We start from the raw sequence: 18,377 nt of genomic DNA on the forward strand, positions 1-18,377 counted from the left end.
GGAACCTCTCAGCTTTTGTCTTTGAGCAGGCGGCGCAGCACCTTGCCCGCACCGGTGGTGGGCAGCGCGTCGATGAAGCTCACCGCGCGCGGCGCCTTGTAGCTCGCCATGTTGTCGCGCGCCCAGGCGACGAGCGCATCGGCTTCGAGCGCGGCGCCGGGCTTGCGCACGATGAAGGCCTTCACCACCTCGCCCTTCTCCGCGTCGGGCTGGCCGATCACCGCCGCCTGCGCCACCGCCGGATGCTTGATGAGGATGGTCTCGACCTCCTCGGGGAACACGCTGTAGCCCGAGACCTTGATCATCTCCTTGAAGCGGCCGATGAAGGTGAGGTAGCCGTCGGCGTCGATCCTGCCCATGTCGCCCGTGTGCACCCAGCCGTTGCGCAGCGTGGCGGCGGTGGCCTCGGGCTTGTTCCAGTAGCCCTTGAAGGTGCCGGGGCTGGTGAGCACGATCTCGCCGACCTCGCCCGCAGGCAGGTCGGCCTGCATGTCCGCATCGACGATGCGGATCTTCACGCCCGGCACCGCGACGCCCTGCGTGCCCCAGCGCGGCGCATGGTGCGGCGTGTAGGTGTCGCAGGTGTGGGTCTCGCTCAGGCCGTAGGCGGCCTCGAAGGAAGTGCAGTTGGGCGCATGCGAGCGCCACTGCAGCGCCAGTGGCTCGGTGAAGGCGATGCCGAAGCTGGTCACCGGGTTCATCTTCAGGCTGCGCAGGTCGAAGCCGGCGATGTCCGGCACCTGCATGCAGGCCACGTTCATCGGCGCGATGCTGTACCACCAGCTCACCTTGTACGCCGCGATGGCCTGCAGCGCGGCACGCGGGTCGAATCGGTGCAGCAGCACCGAGGCGGCACCGCTGAGCACCGGCACGTTGACGCCCATCAGCATGCCGGCGATGTGATAGAGCGGCGCGATGGACAGCAGCACGTCGGCGGGCCCCACGCCGTTGCAGTCGGCTGCCGCGCGCGTCTTGAAGAGCGCGTTGCCGTAGCTCAGCATCGCCCCCTTGGGCAGGCCGGTGGTGCCCGATGTGTAGGTCATGAGCGCCACGTCGTCCATGTCGATGGCCACCGGCTGCGGTTTCGCGTCGGCGCGCATCACGGCGAGGAAGTCTTCGCAGCCTTCGGGCACGCTGCGTTCCGTCTTGCGTTCGGCGGCCAGCTCCGCCGGCAGGTCGAGCGTGGGTTCGGCCGGCAGCAGGTCGGCGTAGTGCACCACGAACACGTGCTCCAGCGAACTTCCGGGCTGCACCTTGCGCACCACCGGCAGCAGCGGCGCGGCCGCGACGATCACACGTGCCTTCAGGTCGTTGACCTGGTAGGCCAGCTCGTGCTCCTTGTTGAGCGGCCCGCTCGGGCAGACGATGGCGCCGATCTTCTGGATGCCGAAGTGCGCCACCAGGTACTGCGGGCAGTTGTTGAGGAAGAGCACCACCGGCTCGCCCTTCTTCACCCCCAGCGCCTGCAGCCGCGCGGCGAAGGCGTCGCTGGCGCGGTCGAGCGCGCTCCAGCTCGTGGTGTGGCCGTACCAGAAGCAGGCGGGGCTGTCGCCGCGCTCTCGCGCGTGGGTGCGCAGGTACTCGTGCAGGGGCTGCTGCGGGCGGTCGGGCAATGTCTCCATGGCGTCACTTTCTCAGGGTTATCGATAGCAGCCCGCGAGGGGCTGGCGCTTGCCAATGGTGCATGGTGCACGAACAATCCTACCCATGGGTATAACTTCCGCGACACGGCAAAAACCCTCTGGCTCTGCAGACCAGAGCAGCGTCACGGCGCAGCCGCACCTTCCGCAGGGCACGGGCCGGCAGCGCGCGGCCACGCAGGGCACCGACCTGCAGCGCGAGCGCATCCTGCAGGCGGCCGCGCAGCTCTTCGCGGCACAGGGCTACGCCAACACCACCATGGCGCAGATCGTGCGCGAGCTGGGCATGACCAAGCCCTTCGTGTATTACTACTTCCGCGACAAGCAGGAGATCTTCGAGACGCTGTCGTGGCGCCCCGCGGTCGACTGCTTCACCGCGCTCGACTTCGCGGCCACCGACCCGCGCCGCGCGAGCGAGAAGGTGCTCGAAGGCCTGGAGCGGCTGATCCGCGCGACCATCTCGCACCACCCGGTGGCCTTCTTCCCGTACCGCGAGCCGCAGGTGCACCGGCCCGAGTACATCGCCGCGCAGAAGAAGCTCGCGCATCACTTCTACGAGCGGCTGTGCCCGCTGCTCGAGGAGGCGCGCGCCGACGGCGACCTCGACTTCACCGAGACAAAGATCACCGCGCTCGCGGCCTGCAGCCTGCCGGGCTTCCTCTACAGCTGGTATCGCCCGGGCGGGCGCCTCTCGCCCGACGAGGTCGTGGCCGAGCTCACCAGGCTGGCAAGCCGCGTGATCGGGCTGCGAACGAAGAACTGAAGACAACACCTCCGGAGACAAAGCACCATGAAGTTCAGGAAAGCGCCACTGGCGCGGATCGCCCTCGCCTGCCTGCTGGCCGCGGCCGGCGCATCGCATGCCCAGCAGGCAACCTACAAGATCGCCTACATCGACCCGCTCTCGGGCCCGTTCGCCAACGTCGGCGAGCTGATGCTGATGCACACGCAGTACGCCATCGAGGACATCAACGCGAAGGGCGGCGTGCTCGGCGGCACGAAGCTGCAGCTGCTGCAGTTCGACAGCAAGCTCTCGGCCCAGGAGAGCCAGAGTGCGCTGCAGGCGGCCATCGACCAGGGCGCGAAGGCCATCGTGACCGGCGGCTCGGGGTCCTCGGTGGTCACGGCGCTGGTGCAGTCGGTGACGCGCTGGAACCAGCGCAACCCGGGCAAGGAGCTGATCGTGCTGAACCACTCCTCCATCGATCCCGAGATGACGGGCAAGGCCTGCAGCTTCTGGCACTTCCAGACCGAGGCCAACACCGCGATGAAGATGAAGGCGCTGGCCAACTACATCAAGAAGACGCCCGACGTGAAGAAGGTGTACCTGCTCAACCAGGACTACGCACACGGCAAGCAATGGGCCAGCTACGGCCGCCAGCTGGTGGGCCTGGCTCGGCCCGACATCCAGTTCGTGGGCGAAACGCTGCACCCCATCGGCCGGGTGAAGGACTTCGCACCCTACATCGCCAATGTGAAGCAAAGCGGCGCCGACTCGGTCATCACCGGCAACTGGGGCCAGGACATGACGCTGCTGCTGAAGGCGGCGGGCGACGCGGGCTACGACCTGCGCTACTTCAACCACAGCGCGGGCTCGGTGCCGGGCACGGTCACGGCCGTGTCGCAGGCCAGGCTCGGCCAGCTGACCTGGGTGGCCGAATGGCACCCGGGCGAGGCCGATACGCCCAAGGTGGACGCACTGGCCAAGGCATACAAGGCCAAGACGGGCAAGGACTTCCTCGCGCCGCGCATCGACATGACGCCGCGCCTGCTGGCCGCGGCCATCAACAAGGCCGGCTCCACCGACACGGTGAAGGTCGCGCATGCCCTCGAAGACCTGAACTTCGACTCGGTGGTCGGCCCGGTGCGCATGCGCGCCGAAGACCACCAGCTGCTGCTGCCGCAGGTGGTCAACACCATCGTGCCGGTGGACGGCAAGACCGTGAAGACCGGCTGGGAAGGCACCAACTACGGCTTCCGCACCGATGCGGTCTATACCGGCAACGAGCTCGCGCAGGGCACGGAATGCAAGATGGTCCGGCCCTGAGCGATTTCTTCACGACTGCTGAAGAGGGCGGAGGTTTGTAAGGGAAACCCCGTCCTGCCTGCCGCCTGTGCCGTCGGGATACTCCGGCTTCGAAGCCCGGATATCAGAGGCGGGTCCATTCCAAAGGCACAACAAGACCATGGCAGGCAAAAACTCGCTCCACCCGATCCCGCATCCGGCGAAGAAGCCCTTCGTCGGCAACCTGCTGTCCATCGGCTCCGACTCCCCCGTGCTCGACATGTGGAAGATCGCGCAGGACCTGGGCGGCATCTACTGGCTGGACATGCCGGGCATGCCGGTGATCGTGGTGTCGTCTCCCGCGCTGGTGGACGAGCTGTGCGAGGAGGAGCGCTTCGACAAGAGCACGCGCGGCGCCCTGCGCCGGCTGCGCGCCGCTTCCCATGGCCTCTTCACTTCCGACACGCACGAGGAGACCTGGTCGAAGCCGCACAACATCCTGCTGGCCAACTTCAGCCAGCGCGCGATGCAGGCCTACCACCCGATGATGCTGGACATCGCCGGGCAGCTGGTCACCAAGTGGGAGCGCCTGAACTTCGACGAGGAGGTGGACGTGGTGCGCGACATGACCGCGCTCACGCTCGACACCATCGGCCTGTGCGGCTTTGGCTACCGCTTCAACTCCTTCTACCGCGAGGGCTTCCATCCCTTCGTCGACGCGATGGTGCGCACACTGGAGACGGTGCAGAACCGCCGCGGCCTGCCGCTGGAGGAGCTGATGCTGAAGAAGGAGCTCGCGCAGCAGCGCAAGGACATCCGCTACATGCACAAGATGGTGGAGGACATCATCGAGGAGCGGCGCGCGAGCGGGGCCGACATCGCCACCAAGCCCGACCTGCTGAGCTACATGATCGCGGGCGTGGACAAGAAGAGCGGCGAGAAGCTCACCGACAAGATGATCCGCGACGAGTGCATCGAATTCCTCATCGCGGGGCACGAGACCACCAGCGGGCTGCTGTCCTTCGCCATCTACTTCCTGCTGCAGAACCCCGAGGCCATGGCCAAGGCGCAGGCCGAGGTCGACAACGTGTTCGGCCCCGACACCACGCAGAAGCCCACCTATGCGCAGGTCAACCGCCTGCAGTACGTGATGCAGGTGCTGAAGGAGTCGCTGCGCCTCTACCCCACCGCGCCTGCGATCTCGATGCGCGCCAAGGAAGAGACGAAGATCGGCGGCCAGTACACGATCAAGAAGAACAACATGGTCATCATGCATGCGCTGGCGCTGCATCGTGACAAGGGCATCTGGGGCGAGGACGCGGACGAGTTCAACCCCGAGCACTTCAGCCGCGAAGCCGAGCGCGAGCGTCCGGTGAACGCCTTCAAGCCTTTCGGCAACGGGCAGCGCGCCTGCATCGGGCGGCAGTTCGCGCTGCAGGAGGCGGTGCTCACGCTGGGCATGATCCTGCAGCGCTTCAACCTGGTGGACCACACGGGCTACAAGCTGAAGATCAAGGAAGCGCTCACGATCAAGCCCGAGGGCTTCAGGATCAAGGCGCTGCTGCGCGACCCGGCCACGCGCCCGCGCGGCAACATGAGCGATGCAGCCGCGGCGCCGGTGCAGCCCGCGAAGGCCGCCGAGCGCAAGCCGCAGGCGGCGCGCCACGGCACCTCGCTGCTGGTGCTTCAGGGCTCCAACCTCGGCACCGCCGAGGACCTCGCGCGGCAGCTCGCGGAGGCCGGCGAGATGCGCGGCTTCTCCACGCAACTGGCCTCGCTCGACGACTATGCCGAGCGGCTGCCGGCCAGCGGCGCGATCGCCATCGTCTGTGCCTCGTACAACGGCGCGGCCCCCGACAACGCGGCCGAGTTCCACCGCTGGCTCGACAAGGCCGACGACTCGCTCAACGGCGTGCGCTTCAGCGTCTTCGGCTGCGGCAACACCGACTGGGCCTCCACCTACCAGGCCGTGCCGCGCCGCATCGACGAGCGGCTGGAAGCACTGGGCGCCGATCGCGTGCATTCGCGCGGCGAGGGCGATGCGCGCGAGGACATGGACGGCGCCTTCCAGGACTGGAGCGATGCGCTGTGGCCCGCGCTCTCGAAGGCCTTCGGCATCCAGACGGGCGCCGACACCCCAGCGCAGGGCGAGCCGCTCTACACGCTGGAGGAGCTGCCGCCGCCGCAGAAGAACGCGATCGTCGATGCGCTGGGCGCGGTGGCGCTGCGGGTGATCGAGAACCGCGAGCTGCAACGCGGCGGCAACGCTGAAGCCGGACGCTCCACGCGTCACGTCGAACTGATGCTGCCCGAGGGCCTGGTCTACCGCGCCGGAGACCACCTGAGCGTGGTGCCGCGCAACGGCCCGGCACAGGTCGAACGCGCGATGGCGCGCTTCGGCTTCGACCGCACGGCCCACGTGCGCCTGCACGCGGCCGCGGGCCGCAAGGCATCGCTGCCGGTGGAACAGGTGGTCGCGGTCGACCGGCTGCTGGGCGACTACGTCGAGCTGCAGGATGTGGCCACGCGCAAGCAGATCGCCACGCTGGCGGCGTACACCGAGTGCCCGTTCACGAAACCCAAGCTGGAGGCCCTCTCGGGCAGCGACGACGCCTCGCAGGCGAAGTACAAGGCCGAGGTGCTGCACAAGCGCAAGTCGCTGCTCGACCTGCTGGAGGAGCACCGCGCCTGCCAGGTGCCGTTCGCGGTGTTTCTCGAGATGCTGTCGCCGCTGTCGCCTCGCTACTACTCGATCTCGTCCTCCCCCGCCATGACGCCGGGCCGCTGCAGCGTGACAGTGGGCGTGGTGAGCGGGCCTGCGAAGTCGGGCATCGGCACCTTCGAGGGCGTGTGCTCGAACTTCCTGGCGCGCGCCGAGGCCGGCGACACGGTGCACGGCGTGGTGCGCGAGACCACGGCCGAGGGCTTCAGGCTGCCGGAGGATGCAAGCCGGCCCATCATCATGGTGGGCCCCGGCACCGGCCTCGCGCCGTTCCGCGGCTTCCTGCAGGAACGCGCCGCGCAGGCCGAGGCGGGCACCGCCCTCGGCGAAGCGCTGCTCTTCTTCGGCTGCCGCCATCCCGAGCAGGACTTCATCTACGCCGACGAACTCGAGGCCTGGGCGCATCGCGGCCTGATGAAGCTGCACACCGCCTTCTCGCGCGCCGGCGAGCGCAAGGTCTACGTGCAGGACCTGATCCGCGAGCAGGCTGCCCACGTGTGGAAGCTGCTGGAGGCCGGCGCGGTGGTCTATGTCTGCGGCGACGGCTCGCGCATGGAGCCGGACGTGCGTCGCACGCTCAGCGACCTCGCGCGCGAGCACGGGCACGACAGCGCTGCGTGGATGGACAGGATGATCGCGGACCAGCGCTACGTGCTGGACGTGTGGGCGGGAAGCTGAAGCGGCAGCGGAAGCTCAGGCCTGCAGCGCAGGCGCGAAGGCGTGCAGCGTGCCGCGCACGCACCAGCCGTCGGCGGTCAGCGCCATCACCCTTTCGGAGAGCCCTTCGGACCCGGCAGCCGCCCTGAGCTTTTCGGCGGCGGCGCACATGCGGCCCGGCGCCTCGGCGGCGCCCCGGCTGTCGGTGAAGTAGACGACGTCGCGGCTCGGCACCACCGCGATCAGTTCGCCCTCGAAGTCCTGCGCGAGCTGCTCCCACAGGTCGGGCAACAGGAGCATGCAGGCCTCGAAGCCATCTCCCGCGACCAGCGCCTTGTAGCCGCCGAAGTCGCGCGTGCGGACATTGGGCGCCACGAGCCGCAGCATGTTGTCGATGGCCAGCTCGTACATCGACTGTGTATCGAGACCCGTCTCCAGCAGGCCTTCGCGCGTCAGCGTGGCGAACCGGGCCGACGTGTCGACCACGAAGCTCACGAGCAGGTCGGAACCCTCGGCAAGGGGAAAGGCCACGGCCTCGTGCGCCTCGCGGCTGCCGCCGAGCGACTCGATCAGGTCGAGCACCGGCCGCATCGCTTCCTCGAGCAGGCCGGCACGCCTGATGCGAGGGTAGACGGGCGGAATGCTGTGCATGGTGCCGCCATTGTTCGGGGGGCGTGGGAGGAGCCGCAAGTGACGGAAGTCATGCCATCGCGATGGTTTCGCTGCGGGCCGCGGTGATGTCGGAAATGTCCGATCTATCGCAATCTATCGTCTTACTGGTGTTTCAGCCTCGAATTGCTACGATTTGCTTCGTCAGCCAGGAACCCAAGAACACCAGGGAGATTTCATGCCTGTCGGCGCAGCCCAGCTCGCGCGTGTCCTCACTGCTTCCTCGTCCGCGATGCCCACGCTCGGCGATGCGCCGGCGCTGGAGCCCATCGCCATTGTGGGCGACGAGGGCCTCAGCAGCCTGTTTCGCTACACCCTGACGCTGGCCACGCCCGAGCAGCCGGGCTACAACGAGCGCCAGGCGGCCAACGTCGCCATCAAGCGGCTCGTGGGCGAGACGCTCACGGCGCACATCGTGCTCGACGGCCGCCCGGGTTCGGGGCCGCAGCAGCGGCACATCTCCGGGCTGGTCACGCGCGTGCGATTCCTTCGGCTGGAGAACCGGCGCGCGCTCTACGAGGCCGTGATCGAGCCCTGGCTCTCGCTGGCCACGCGCACGAGCGACTACCGCATCTTCCAGAACCAGAACGTGCTGGACATCGTCAAGACGGTGCTCGGCAAGTACGGCCTGCCCTTCGACGTCCGTGCCACGCGCAGCTATCCGCCGCGCGAATTCCAGGTGCAGTACGGCGAGAGCGATCACGACTTCATCGCCCGGCTGCTGCACGAATGGGGGCTCTACTACTGCTTCGAGCACGAGGAGAACAGCCACAGGCTGGTCATAGTGGACGAGATGGCCTCGCACCAGCCCTTCGCCCACGAGGGCTACCAGACCATCCCCTTCCATCCGGCAGACGCGACGGTGCGCGAGGAGCACTGCGACCGCTTCAATGCCTGCGAGGAACTGCAGAGCGGCCGCTGGGTGACGGACGACTTCGACTTCACGCGCCCCAAGGCCGAGCTCCAGCAGATCAGCGCCATGCCGCGCAAGACCGCGCAGAACACCTGGGAGCGCTACGGCTGGCCGGGCGACTACGTCGTCGAGTCCGAAGGCGAGCAGCTGGTGCGCACGCGCATGGAAGAGACCGGCAGCCAGGGCGAACTCGCCAGCGGCTCGGGCAATCTCCGCGCCGTGGTGCCCGGCTGCCTGCTGACGCTGGAGCGCCATCCGCAGAACGAATCGAACCGGCAGTACCTGGTCACGCATGCCCATCTACGGCTGCAGGACGTGGGCGATGCGAGTTCGCAGCAGGAGTTCGAATGCCGCGTCGACTTCGACGTGATACCCGCGAGCAAGGTCTTCCGCCCGCCGACACCGCCGGTGCCGAGGCCGCGCACCACGGGCCCGCAGACCGCCATTGTCACCGGCCCTGCAGGCCGCGAGATCTGGACCGACGAGTACGGCCGCGTGAAGCTCAGCTTCCACTGGAACCGCTATTGCACGAAGGACGAGAACAGCTCCTGCTGGGTGCGCGTGTCATCGCCCTGGGCCGGCACGAACTTCGGCGGCATCCAGATACCGCGCATCGGGCAGGAGGTGATCGTCGATTTCGAGAACGGCGACCCCGACCGGCCCATCGTCACCGGCCGCGTCTACAACGCCGACAACATGCCGCCGTGGACGCTGCCCGACAACGCCACGCAGAGCGGCCTGCTCACGCGCAGCTCCGAGGGCGGCAGCGAGGCCAACGCCAATGCCTTGCGCTTCGAGGACAAGAAGGGTGCCGAGCAGGTGTGGCTGCACGCGGAGCGCAACCAGGACATCGAGGTCGAGCACGACGAGACCCATTCAGTGGGTCGCGACCGCAGCAAGAAGGTGGGCCGCAACCAGATGGCCACCATCGGCATGGCCTACATGCACAACGTGGGGCTGGCCAAGATGGTGAACATCGGCCTGGCCTACTCCTTCAACGTCGGCATGCTGCGCAACACCGTGGTCGGCATGATGGACAACACCGTGGTCGGCAAGACGCAGACCACCAAGGTCGGCGAGAAGTACCTGCTGTCCGTGGGCGGCGACAAGGGCAGCCACATCGAGATGGACGGCAAGACCATCTCGCTGCGCGTGGGTGCATCGGTGGTGCAGCTCAAGGCCGACGGCTCCATCGCGGTCACGGGCAGGAAGATCAACATCACCGCGCAGGGCGACGACGTGACCGTCAACGGCGAACACATCTGGCTCAATCCGAAGGGCGGTGGCGCAGCGCTGCAGCCGGATGCGGTGCCCACCCCGCCGCCGGCCGAGCCTCCGGGCAGCCCGCTCGCGAGCCTGGGCGCGCTGATGGGAGGCAACCCGGCCGACCTGCTGGGCAAGGCGGGGCAGCTCGCGTCTATCGCGCAGCAGGTGGCCGGAAGCGCTGGTGGTGGCGGCGAAGCAGCTGGCCAGGTGACACAGGTGCTGGGCACCGTCTCCGCGGCCGTTTCTGCCGGCGTCGGGAAGATGGCGGCGGACAAGGACGACAGTCATGGCTGAGCCCGCGCCGCCGATTCCCGAGCCGCGCCTCGCGCAACTGCGCAACGCGACGCCCTTTCCTCACTTCCAGTTCGACAAGATGGGCAAGGGCCGGCGCTTCCACGACGTGGTGGTGGTGTGCGCGAGCTTCGTTCTCGCGCCCGGGCGCCTGGAGCCGGCAGCGTTCCACCGCGGGCCGATCTTCGCCGACGAGCCGTGGGACGCCGACCATGCCACGCTGTCGAGCCTGCGCGCCGCGACCGACCTCCTGCTGCGCAAGCCCGGTGCCGACGTCTACGTGACGGGCACCGCGCGCGCCCCCGGCTGGACGCCGTCGAGCGAGTGGCATGCGCAGCTGCTGGTGCGCCGGCAGGAGGAAACGCTGCTGCACAAGGCGCTGCGCCTGACGGGCCCGCGGCACTGGAACTGGCACGAGGACACCGCACAGCGCGGCCTGTCCGATCCGCAACCCACGCTCGCCGTGCCGCTGCGCTATGAACTCGCCTATGGCGGATGGGGCTTCGACCAGGGAGACGATGAAGCAGCCCAGCCCCGCACGCACGCAGCCAACCCCTGCGGCACCGGATGGTTCGGCAGCGCAGCCCGCGAAGACCACCCCGGAGGCCGCCACGCCACCGGGCAGCCGTTCTTCGGTCCGCAGATCGAATACGCCGGTGCACCGCTGCAGCACGCCAACCAGGAGGACGCGCAGCCCGCCGGCTTCAGCCCTGTCGCACGCTTCTGGCAGCCGCGCGTCGCGCTGGCCGGCACCTACGACGACGCCTGGCGCCAGCGTCATGCCGGACAGCCGTACATGGACTACGCCGACGATTTCGACGAGCGCTTCTTCCAGTACGCGCCCGCCGACCAGGTCGTGGCCGCCGGCCTGCGAGGCGACGAGTCGGTGCGCATGAGCGGCTTCTTCGCCTCCGCGCCGCATATCGAGTTCCAGCTGCCGCAGCTGTGGATCGAGGCGCTGTGCAGGGACGGCGATGGCACGGAGCGCAGCGAAGCAATGCGGCTCGACACGGTGCACGTCGACCTCGACGAGATGCTCGTGCACCTGACCTGGCGGCTCACGCTGGACCAGGAGCTCGACACGGTGGCGGTCGATCTGTTCCACCGGCCGATCGCCGAGGCTGCCGCGGGCATGGCGGAAGTTCATGGAGTGCCCGCATGAACACCGAGAAGCACATCGCCGATGCGGAGTCGGGCTTCATGGTGGTCAACGTCGTACCCGACTTCTGCATCGTCGGCACGCAGGTCGTTCCCTTCGACATCGTGTCGATCCTTCCACCCGAGAAGGCCGCCTACTCGCACACCGTGTTCGCGCGCAGCGAGAAGGTGCTGATGGTCGACAGCATCGTCAAGGGCGTGACAGGCAATGCGGGAAGCGGCGTGCGCTCGGGCGTCTCGCTGGGAGCGGGCAACGTGAAGATCATCTCGGGCTCGCAGACCGTCTTCGTCGAAAGCCGTGCCGTGGCACGCCATGGCGATCTTTGCGAGATGAACGGATCGGCCTGATGAGTTCGACGCCCGACGACAAGAAGACGCTGGGACAGGTGCTGTCCACCTCTTCCTCGTCTTCGTCGCCTTTCTCGACTCCAGCCTTCAACAGCAACGGCACCCTCGGCCGAGTGCTGACCTTCGAGGTGCCCAAGGGGCCGATGCTGCGGCGCCGGCCCGGCATCTGCAGCGAACGGTACGAGCGCGAGAGGGCAGAGTTCGAGAAGCTCCCGTGGTACGAACGAATGTTCATCGGCACCGGCCGCGACGCGCGCCTGGAACCGACCGATGCACTGCAGTCGGCCAAGACGTTCCAGCGGGCATGCGAACAGATGCCCGACGAAATCCCGAAATCGGCGTTGGACGACAAGCTCCAGCAGTTGAACGACCACTACAGCGGCAAGAACCCCCTGCCGCCCGAACAGTCTCTGGAGCTGAAAAGAAGGACATCCTTCCTGCAGGATGTGTATACGCCCGGGCCGCGTTGGGAGAACAGCACTTCCGGCGCAGAGAGCGCCTGGCTGAGCGAACAGAACCTGCGCTTCGGCAACTCGCTGGGCATCGCCTTGTTGGGTCCTCTCTTCGGTGCCCCTGGCGCCGCCACGCGTGTGCTCGGCGGGTCGGAACAGCAGGTTGCAGCGGCCAATCAGTTCGGGGCCAGCGCGTTCGACATGGCTACCGCGCATGTGGGCCTCGGCGGTGGCAAGCGCGCGCCCGAGCCACTCCCGCGGCCTGGCGAATCGATGCGCGGGGCGCCGCTGGAGCCGGTCAGCCGAACTGTGGAGGGCAAGCCGCGCGGGCCCGTGCAAGAGCCCGTGCCGAGCAAGACCTCGGGCGCGCGCGAAGGCACAGTGGTCACGCGTCGTCCCATGTCTCCGCAGGAGCGCGCACAAAGACTGGAAGAGCTGGCCAAGGACCCCGCACAAGGAGGCAAGGCCACAGCCAAGACACGCCGGGAAGCGGAGGTTGGACTTTCAATGGAAGAGCAAGGCAAGCTGCCAGGCCCCATCACGCGCGACCCCACCGGGGCATCGGAGTTCATCGACGCCACGGGCCAAAAGTGGGATGTGAAGGGCTGGAACTCCCAATACGCCCCGCGTGGCTACAACACACCCGATGCGATGGCGCTGATACAGAAAGAAATGGGCGTCGGCGAGAACGTCATCGTCGACACGCTGAAGATGTCACCACAACACATCGGCGAACTGCAGACTGCGGTGGGTAATGCAGGCCTCAACAATCGAGTTATCTTCCACTAATCATGCAAGAGAAAGTCTCCCAAGCGGAAGTCATCGCGAACCTGGCCGCCCAGGCAGAAGGCGAGAGCGTTGATCTAAGTCATTCAGATCTGTCCGCCATCACGTGGGAGGGCCTCGATGCTTCGGGCGCGACCATAGCGATGTCTCTGTTTCGGGGCGCCCGCTTTGCAGCGCCCCAGGCGCTGAATGGCTGCACTTGGATCGGTGATCGCTTGGAGAACTGCCGTTTCGAGTCCGTCGACATGACGAAGGCCGAATTGCTGGACTGCGAGTTCGAAAACTGCTTCCTTAAATCGCCTCGCCTGTTCAGGGTCGATCTCTCGGGCACGGTGTTCTCGGCTTGCCATCTCATCGACGTCGATTTTTCGCAGGCGGCCATGATTCGGACCCGCTTCACACAGTGCACCTTCACCAACGTGCGGCTGACCGATGATCTTGTGGTTTCCGGCAGCGGCAACTTCGAGTTCGGGCCCGACGGCACCGCTCTTTCCTCGCCACCCCCAGAATGGACAGTAGATGCTCGCACTTGAGGCTGGCTCGGCCGACAGCTTCGCTTTTGAGCGCGAGTCGAGATTCGAGAGTCTGGTAGGCAATTGACCGTCCGGCTGAGCGATTTTCCGGAAGAGCCGATGTACACGCTCCTGCTAGATGCGCAGCCGCTCACAAGCTTCGACGACTGGCCCCCTGGAGAGTGGGCTGAACAATCCGGACGGCCTCAGGCACTCCTGTCCGGATCCGGATAGACCAACGGCCCCAGTGCCCCGCGATTGAACGGCTTCCACTGCCCCTCCGGCTGCGCCAGCCGGTCGGCCACCGCATAGAGCACCGCCGGATGCGCGCCCAGCCCCAGGTGGCTGGCGATGACTTCGATGTTCTCCGACTGCGGGCCGGTCTTCTCGATGCTGCAGCGCCATGCGACGACGCCATCGGTGCGGCTGAAGATCGAGGTGGTGGGCACGGGCGGCGTGGGCTGCACGAACTTCATGCGACGCGGGTCGTGCGAACTCTGGCCGCTCACGCCTTCGTACACGCGCCATGCGTTGGTGGCGCGCGGGCTGCCCGAGAAGGGGCTGCCCAGGGTGATGACGTCGCGGATCATGTGCGAGTAGGACGAGGCCAGCATGCGTGCATACACGCCGCCGAGGCTCCAGCCGATGATGCTGACCTTCTGGCCGCTCTCGTCGTGCAGCTTCTTCAGCAACTCGACCATGCCCTGCTCCACGCCGTCGCGCGGGCCGAAGTTGCGTCCCTGGCCCCATCCGTGGGCGTCGTAGCCGCGGCTGCAAAGGTAGCGGCGCAGCAGCAGCGTGGAGCCGTCGCCGGCCACCAGGCCCGGCAGCACGAGCACCGGGTGCCCGTCGCCGCGCGGCGTGAGCTGCAGCAGCGGCCACATGGCGATGCCTGCGCCCGTCTCCCACAGCGCGCGGCCCTCGGCCAGCAGCAGCAGGCGCGACGGCGGGGTGAGGTCTTCCTTGGCGTAGGTAGCGGTTGCGCTGGTCATGTCGGATGGCTCCTTTGTGCTTCTTGTATCTGCTTCAGAACGAGGGTGAGGCCTGCAGGGCGAATGCCCCGTCGGACGTCACCGGCATTTATCCGAGGTATTTGGCCCGCAGGTAATCGAGGTAAGCCCTCGATTCGCCGGAAACATAGGGGGAAACCAGCGTGAGCGTGTAGAAGGCCGCAAGGCCGGGGTCGGCCTGCGCCAGCGCCTCGCGCCCCGGCACCAGCCGCTCGAAGGAGAGCCAGCAGGTGGTGGTGAAGACCATCTGCAGCGCCAGGATGCGGGCCTGCTCGGCGTTGGTCTCGATCACGCCCGAGGCCACGAGGCTCTCGCACAGGGTCTGCGCGGCCAGCAGATTCTGCGCGGTGAGGGCCTGCGCACGCTGTCCCAGCGAGGGGTACTCGCTGGCCAGGAAGGCCATGTCGCGGTAGATGAATCGATATTCGTCGATGGCCTCGAAGCGCAGGTGCAGCGCCAGCCAGAGGTCGTCGATGGCAGCGATGGAGGCCGATGAGCCGTTCAGCGCCTCCAGCCGCTGCTCGAAGCGCCTGAACAGCCATTCGACGATCAGCTGCTTGGCCTTGAAGTGGTAGTGCAGGTTGCCCGGGCTGATCCCCAGTTCCGCGGCAATCTTGTGGGTCGACACGGCCGCGAGGCCTTGCGCGTTGAACAGCGCGAGGCTGGCCTGCAGGATGCGGTCGCGCGTGGTGTTGGAGCTGGCCACAAGCGGCTTGCTGCGTTGCCTGCCGTTCAGCGCTTGCCGCGCCCGCGGGATGCGCCTGCGCCGACACCAGCACCGGCTTCGAGCTGCGCCACGCGCTCGCGCAGCTGCGCCACTTCGTCGCGCAGGGCCTGCACCTCGGCGGCGTCGGGCATGCCCAGGCGCTGCAACGCGGTGGCGACGCGCTGGTCGAACACGTCCTCGAACTTGCGGATGCCGAAGCTGTCGAGGCCCAGGCCCGGCACCTTGCCCTGGCCGATACCGAGCAGGCCTTCGATCACGTTGGCCTGGCGCTTGGCGACGTCGTTGCGCACGTTGTCCAGCGCCTTGAGGCCGGCGCGCAGCAGGCCTTCGGCCTTGCCGGTCCGCTCCTCGGGTTCGTGCTGCCCCCTGGGCGCGGCCTTGCGGGCCGCAGTCTTCTTCGCGGCTGCGGGAGCCTCGGCCTTCCTTGCTGCAGGCGCCGCCCTCTTCTTCGACTTTGCGGTTTCGTCAGGACGGGTGGCCATTCGGTGGTGCTCCAGATGCCGGAAGAGAAATGAAAAGGGGCGCGATGCGCCCCGGGGATCAGACCGCCTTGCGGGCGGCAGCGCGGCGAACCGGCTTCTTGGCGGTGGCCTTGGCCTTCACCGTGCGCACCGGCTTGGCGGCTTCTTCTTCTTCGCTGCCGCTCACGCGGGCTTCGATCTGCTTCGTGCCGGCGGCGATGCGGTCGGCGATCTGCACCGACACGGTGGCCAGCGGCTGGTTCAGGGCGCCCAGGGCGTTGATCACCGAGGTGGCGACCGGCGATTCGACGCGGGCCACGCGGTCGGCGACGGCTTCGATGCCGCTGGTGGTGCCGGCGGCGACGCGGTCCATCACCGAGACGATGCGGCCGGTGTCGATATCCACGCGGTTGGCCAGGAAGCCATTGATCTTCTCCTGCGCACCGATCAGGTTGGCCTTGACCTGATCGCTCACCAGCGGGAGCTTGCGGCTGCCGAGGAAGTCGCTGTAGCGCGAAGCGGCGCCGCCCAGCAGGCGGTGCACGCCGGCGCGGTAGGCGCCGACCAGGGTCTTGCCCGCGTCGTTGTACTGGCCGACGACGTGGACGGCTGCGGAAGCGATGGAGGTTTGCGTGGACATGATGGAGATTTCCTTGAAGTTGATGGGCTTCGCGAAGGAAACAGGAGCTGGATCAGTCGCGATGGGCCTATCTTCTTCCAGGGGGCCTAGGCCTGGAAAACTAGAACGGTCGGAAAACTAGTCCAACTGCCCCAATTTTCTTTCCGGGCCCGCCCCCTTGTGCGGGTCAGGCCGCCGCGGCCCTGGGCGAGACGCTCGAGGACCGCTTGGCCGGGGCGGCCTTGCGGGCCGGGGCCTTCGACGCGGCTTTCCTTGCGGCGGTTTTCGCGGGTGCCTTGGCCGCCACCTTCGCGGCGGCCTTCACCGGCGCTTTCGCTGGAGCCTTCTTCGCGGCGACCTTGACCGGAGCCTTCTTGCGCGCTGCCGGATTCTTCCTCGCGGCTGCCGCAGGCTTCGCTTCGGTTTCGGTTTCGGCTTCGGCCTCGTCCGAAGGCTCCGCCACCGTCTTCGGCGGCACCGGAGCGGGTGCGGCGCCAGCGACGGCCGGATGCTTCTGCGTCAGCTCCATCAGCAGCTTGTGCTCGGCCAGCATGTAGTCGCCGATCTCGGTGATGTCGGGCACGGCGCGGCGGCAGGCGATCAGGCCGTAGTCCATGCGGCCGTTGTAGCTCTGCACCGTCACGTTCAGCGCCGTGCCGTGGCTGGCGATCGACACCGGGTAGTAGCAGGTGACGAGCGCGCCGGCAAAGTACATCGGGAACGGCGCGCCCGCCACGTTGGAGATGGCGACGTTGGCCGCCGGCGGCAGCAGGTTGACGATGCCCGAGCGCCCCACCATCGAGGCGATGCCCGACACCAGCCAGGGCGCCGCGAAAGTCGGGAAGTCGTCGAGGATCACCGCCTTGAAGCGGTTCATCGTCGACTTGGAGCTGGTCGACGAGGCGTTGATTGCCTTCAGCCGCTGGACCGGGTCGGTGATGTCGCTGGCCAGGCTCACGAGGATCATGCTGGCCTGGTTGTTCGCCGTGTCGTCGCCCGCCTCGCGCAGGCTCACCGGCACGCCGGCCACCAGGGGCTTGGCCGGCAGCTCGTTGTTGTCGGCCAGGTAGTGGCGCAGCGCGCCCGACACGGTGGCCAGCACCACGTCGTTGAGCGACACGCCGAAGTGCTTGGCGATGTACTTGGTCTCGGCCAGCGAGATGGTGCGCCCGGCAAAGGTGCGCTGATTGGTGATCGACACGTTGAGTGAGGTGCGCGGCGCGAAAAGGTTGAACTTCTTCGGCGCGGCGGCCGCGTCCTTCTCGGCCGCCTTCTCGTCGGGCCTGGCGATGCCGCTGATGGCGCGCGCAATGGCCGGCGCCATCTTGAAAAGCTTCACGTACTGCTGCGCGGTGTTGCGCAGCGCCGCCGTCGCAAGCTCGGCCATGCCCAGCTGGTAGTTGTTGCCGCGCGGGCGCGAGCGCGGCGGCTTCACCACGCGGCCGGTGGGCTCCAGGTCGAAGATGGCCTTGCCCACTTCCACGCCGGCCTGCCCGTCGATGCCCGCGTGGTGCACCTTGGTGTAGAGCGCCACCTGGCCGCTCTTGAGGCCGTCGATGATGTAGAACTCCCACATCGGGCGGCTGCGGTCGATCAGCGACGAATGCAGCCGCGCCACGTACTGCTGCAACTGCCGGTTGGTTCCGGGCTTGGGCAGCGTGATGTGTCGCACGTGGTAGTCGAGGTCGATGTCGTTGTCTTCCACCCAGACCGGGTTGGTCATGTCGAAGGGCATCAGCGCGAGCTTGCGCGTGAACACGTCGGCCAGGTGGATGCGGCTGGCCATGAACTTCTTGGCGTCCTCGTAGAAGTCGCCCGCGTAGCCCTTCGGAAGGTCGAGCACGTTGAGCGAACCCACGTGCATCGGCATTTCCGGCGTTTCCAGGTGCAGGAAGGTGGCATCAAGACCGCTCAGGTGTTTCATGTGTAGTGTCTCCTCGGTGGGGCATGAGCCGTCTGGCAGGATACCGTGGGCATCGCGTTCCCGGGCCCTCGCTTATTCAGTGTTTCCACCGAGGCAGGGCGCCGGCGCGACAGGGGTTTGCCCCAGTAATCCGAAAGTGCGGCATCCCAAAGCCCCCGCAACAACTGCTCACATGGCGCCATGTCCTTCCATGTCTTTCATGGGGCCTCCGTACACT

The 18,377-nt window shown here is 67.3% G+C and carries 15 protein-coding genes; 8 read left to right on the forward strand and 7 right to left on the reverse strand.

Translation table 11 applies throughout. The annotated features are described in order from the left end of the window. Positions 1-8: 8 nt before the first annotated feature. Positions 9-1,622 carry an AMP-binding protein gene (locus G369_RS0128770; protein WP_019657530.1) on the reverse strand — a complete coding sequence of 538 codons (1,614 nt, stop codon included), beginning with the start codon at positions 1,620-1,622 and terminating at the stop codon, positions 9-11. Positions 1,623-1,707: 85 nt separating this feature from the next. Here G369_RS0128770 and G369_RS0128775 point away from each other — a divergent pair, with 85 nt between their 5' ends. The 3 genes from G369_RS0128775 to G369_RS0128785 all read left to right on the forward strand — a co-directional run bounded on the left by G369_RS0128775 (position 1,708) and on the right by G369_RS0128785 (position 7,045). Beyond that, positions 1,708-2,403 carry a TetR/AcrR family transcriptional regulator gene (locus G369_RS0128775; RefSeq protein ID WP_019657531.1) on the forward strand — a complete coding sequence of 232 codons (696 nt, stop codon included), beginning with the start codon at positions 1,708-1,710 and terminating at the stop codon, positions 2,401-2,403. 27 nt (positions 2,404-2,430) lie between these two features. Further along, positions 2,431-3,687, forward strand: a complete 1,257-nt coding sequence (locus G369_RS0128780; RefSeq protein WP_019657532.1) for a branched-chain amino acid ABC transporter substrate-binding protein — start codon at positions 2,431-2,433, stop codon at positions 3,685-3,687. Between the two features lie 139 nt (positions 3,688-3,826). Continuing rightward, the gene (locus tag G369_RS0128785; RefSeq protein WP_019657533.1) at positions 3,827-7,045 is read left to right on the forward strand and encodes a bifunctional cytochrome P450/NADPH--P450 reductase; all 3,219 of its coding nucleotides are present in this window, start codon (positions 3,827-3,829) and stop codon (positions 7,043-7,045) included. Between the two features lie 15 nt (positions 7,046-7,060). Here G369_RS0128785 and G369_RS0128790 read toward each other — a convergent pair whose 3' ends face one another. Then, a complete protein-coding gene (locus G369_RS0128790) occupies positions 7,061-7,675 on the reverse strand; it encodes a DUF1444 domain-containing protein (RefSeq protein ID WP_019657534.1) in 615 nt (204 codons plus the stop codon). 196 nt (positions 7,676-7,871) lie between these two features. Between G369_RS0128790 and G369_RS0128795 the strand changes: the two genes are divergently transcribed. From G369_RS0128795 to G369_RS0128815, 5 genes are read left to right on the forward strand one after another with little or no spacing between them, the layout of a single operon-like run. Next, positions 7,872-10,166 (forward strand): type VI secretion system Vgr family protein, encoded by a 2,295-nt coding sequence (locus G369_RS0128795; RefSeq protein ID WP_020723338.1) that lies wholly within the window; start codon positions 7,872-7,874, stop codon positions 10,164-10,166. Next, positions 10,159-11,325, forward strand: a complete 1,167-nt coding sequence (locus G369_RS0128800; RefSeq protein ID WP_019657536.1) for a DUF2169 family type VI secretion system accessory protein — start codon at positions 10,159-10,161, stop codon at positions 11,323-11,325. The genes G369_RS0128795 and G369_RS0128800 overlap by 8 nt, the downstream gene beginning before the upstream one ends. Beyond that, positions 11,322-11,669 (forward strand): PAAR-like domain-containing protein, encoded by a 348-nt coding sequence (locus G369_RS0128805; protein WP_019657537.1) that lies wholly within the window; start codon positions 11,322-11,324, stop codon positions 11,667-11,669. The genes G369_RS0128800 and G369_RS0128805 overlap by 4 nt, the downstream gene beginning before the upstream one ends. Next, on the forward strand, positions 11,669-12,910 hold the full coding sequence (locus G369_RS0128810) for a hypothetical protein (RefSeq protein ID WP_019657538.1): 1,242 nt from the start codon (positions 11,669-11,671) through the stop codon (positions 12,908-12,910). Before G369_RS0128805 ends, G369_RS0128810 begins: the two co-directional genes overlap by 1 nt. Before the next feature lie 2 nt (positions 12,911-12,912). Then, complete coding sequence (locus G369_RS0128815; RefSeq protein ID WP_019657539.1) at positions 12,913-13,440, forward strand: pentapeptide repeat-containing protein; 528 nt, start codon at positions 12,913-12,915, stop codon at positions 13,438-13,440. A 185-nt stretch (positions 13,441-13,625) separates the two neighbouring features. Here the strand turns inward: G369_RS0128815 and G369_RS0128820 are convergent, their stop codons facing one another. The 5 genes from G369_RS0128820 to G369_RS0128840 all read right to left on the reverse strand — a co-directional run bounded on the left by G369_RS0128820 (position 13,626) and on the right by G369_RS0128840 (position 18,160). After that, positions 13,626-14,411 (reverse strand): esterase/lipase family protein, encoded by a 786-nt coding sequence (locus tag G369_RS0128820; protein ID WP_019657540.1) that lies wholly within the window; start codon positions 14,409-14,411, stop codon positions 13,626-13,628. A gap of 88 nt (positions 14,412-14,499) precedes the next feature. After that, positions 14,500-15,135, reverse strand: coding sequence for a TetR/AcrR family transcriptional regulator (locus tag G369_RS0128825; RefSeq protein ID WP_019657541.1), 636 nt, complete (start codon positions 15,133-15,135; stop codon positions 14,500-14,502). Between the two features lie 26 nt (positions 15,136-15,161). Continuing rightward, complete coding sequence (locus G369_RS0128830) at positions 15,162-15,638, reverse strand: phasin family protein (RefSeq protein ID WP_019657542.1); 477 nt, start codon at positions 15,636-15,638, stop codon at positions 15,162-15,164. A 58-nt stretch (positions 15,639-15,696) separates the two neighbouring features. Beyond that, positions 15,697-16,257 carry a hypothetical protein gene (locus G369_RS0128835; RefSeq protein WP_019657543.1) on the reverse strand — a complete coding sequence of 187 codons (561 nt, stop codon included), beginning with the start codon at positions 16,255-16,257 and terminating at the stop codon, positions 15,697-15,699. A gap of 166 nt (positions 16,258-16,423) precedes the next feature. Then, entirely contained in the window at positions 16,424-18,160 is a 1,737-nt protein-coding gene (locus tag G369_RS0128840) for a WS/DGAT/MGAT family O-acyltransferase (RefSeq protein WP_019657544.1), read from the reverse strand. Positions 18,161-18,377: the final 217 nt, after the last annotated feature.

It is taken from the genome of Variovorax atrisoli 110B, from assembly GCF_000382045.1.
Lineage (GTDB): Bacteria > Pseudomonadota > Gammaproteobacteria > Burkholderiales > Burkholderiaceae_C > Variovorax > Variovorax atrisoli.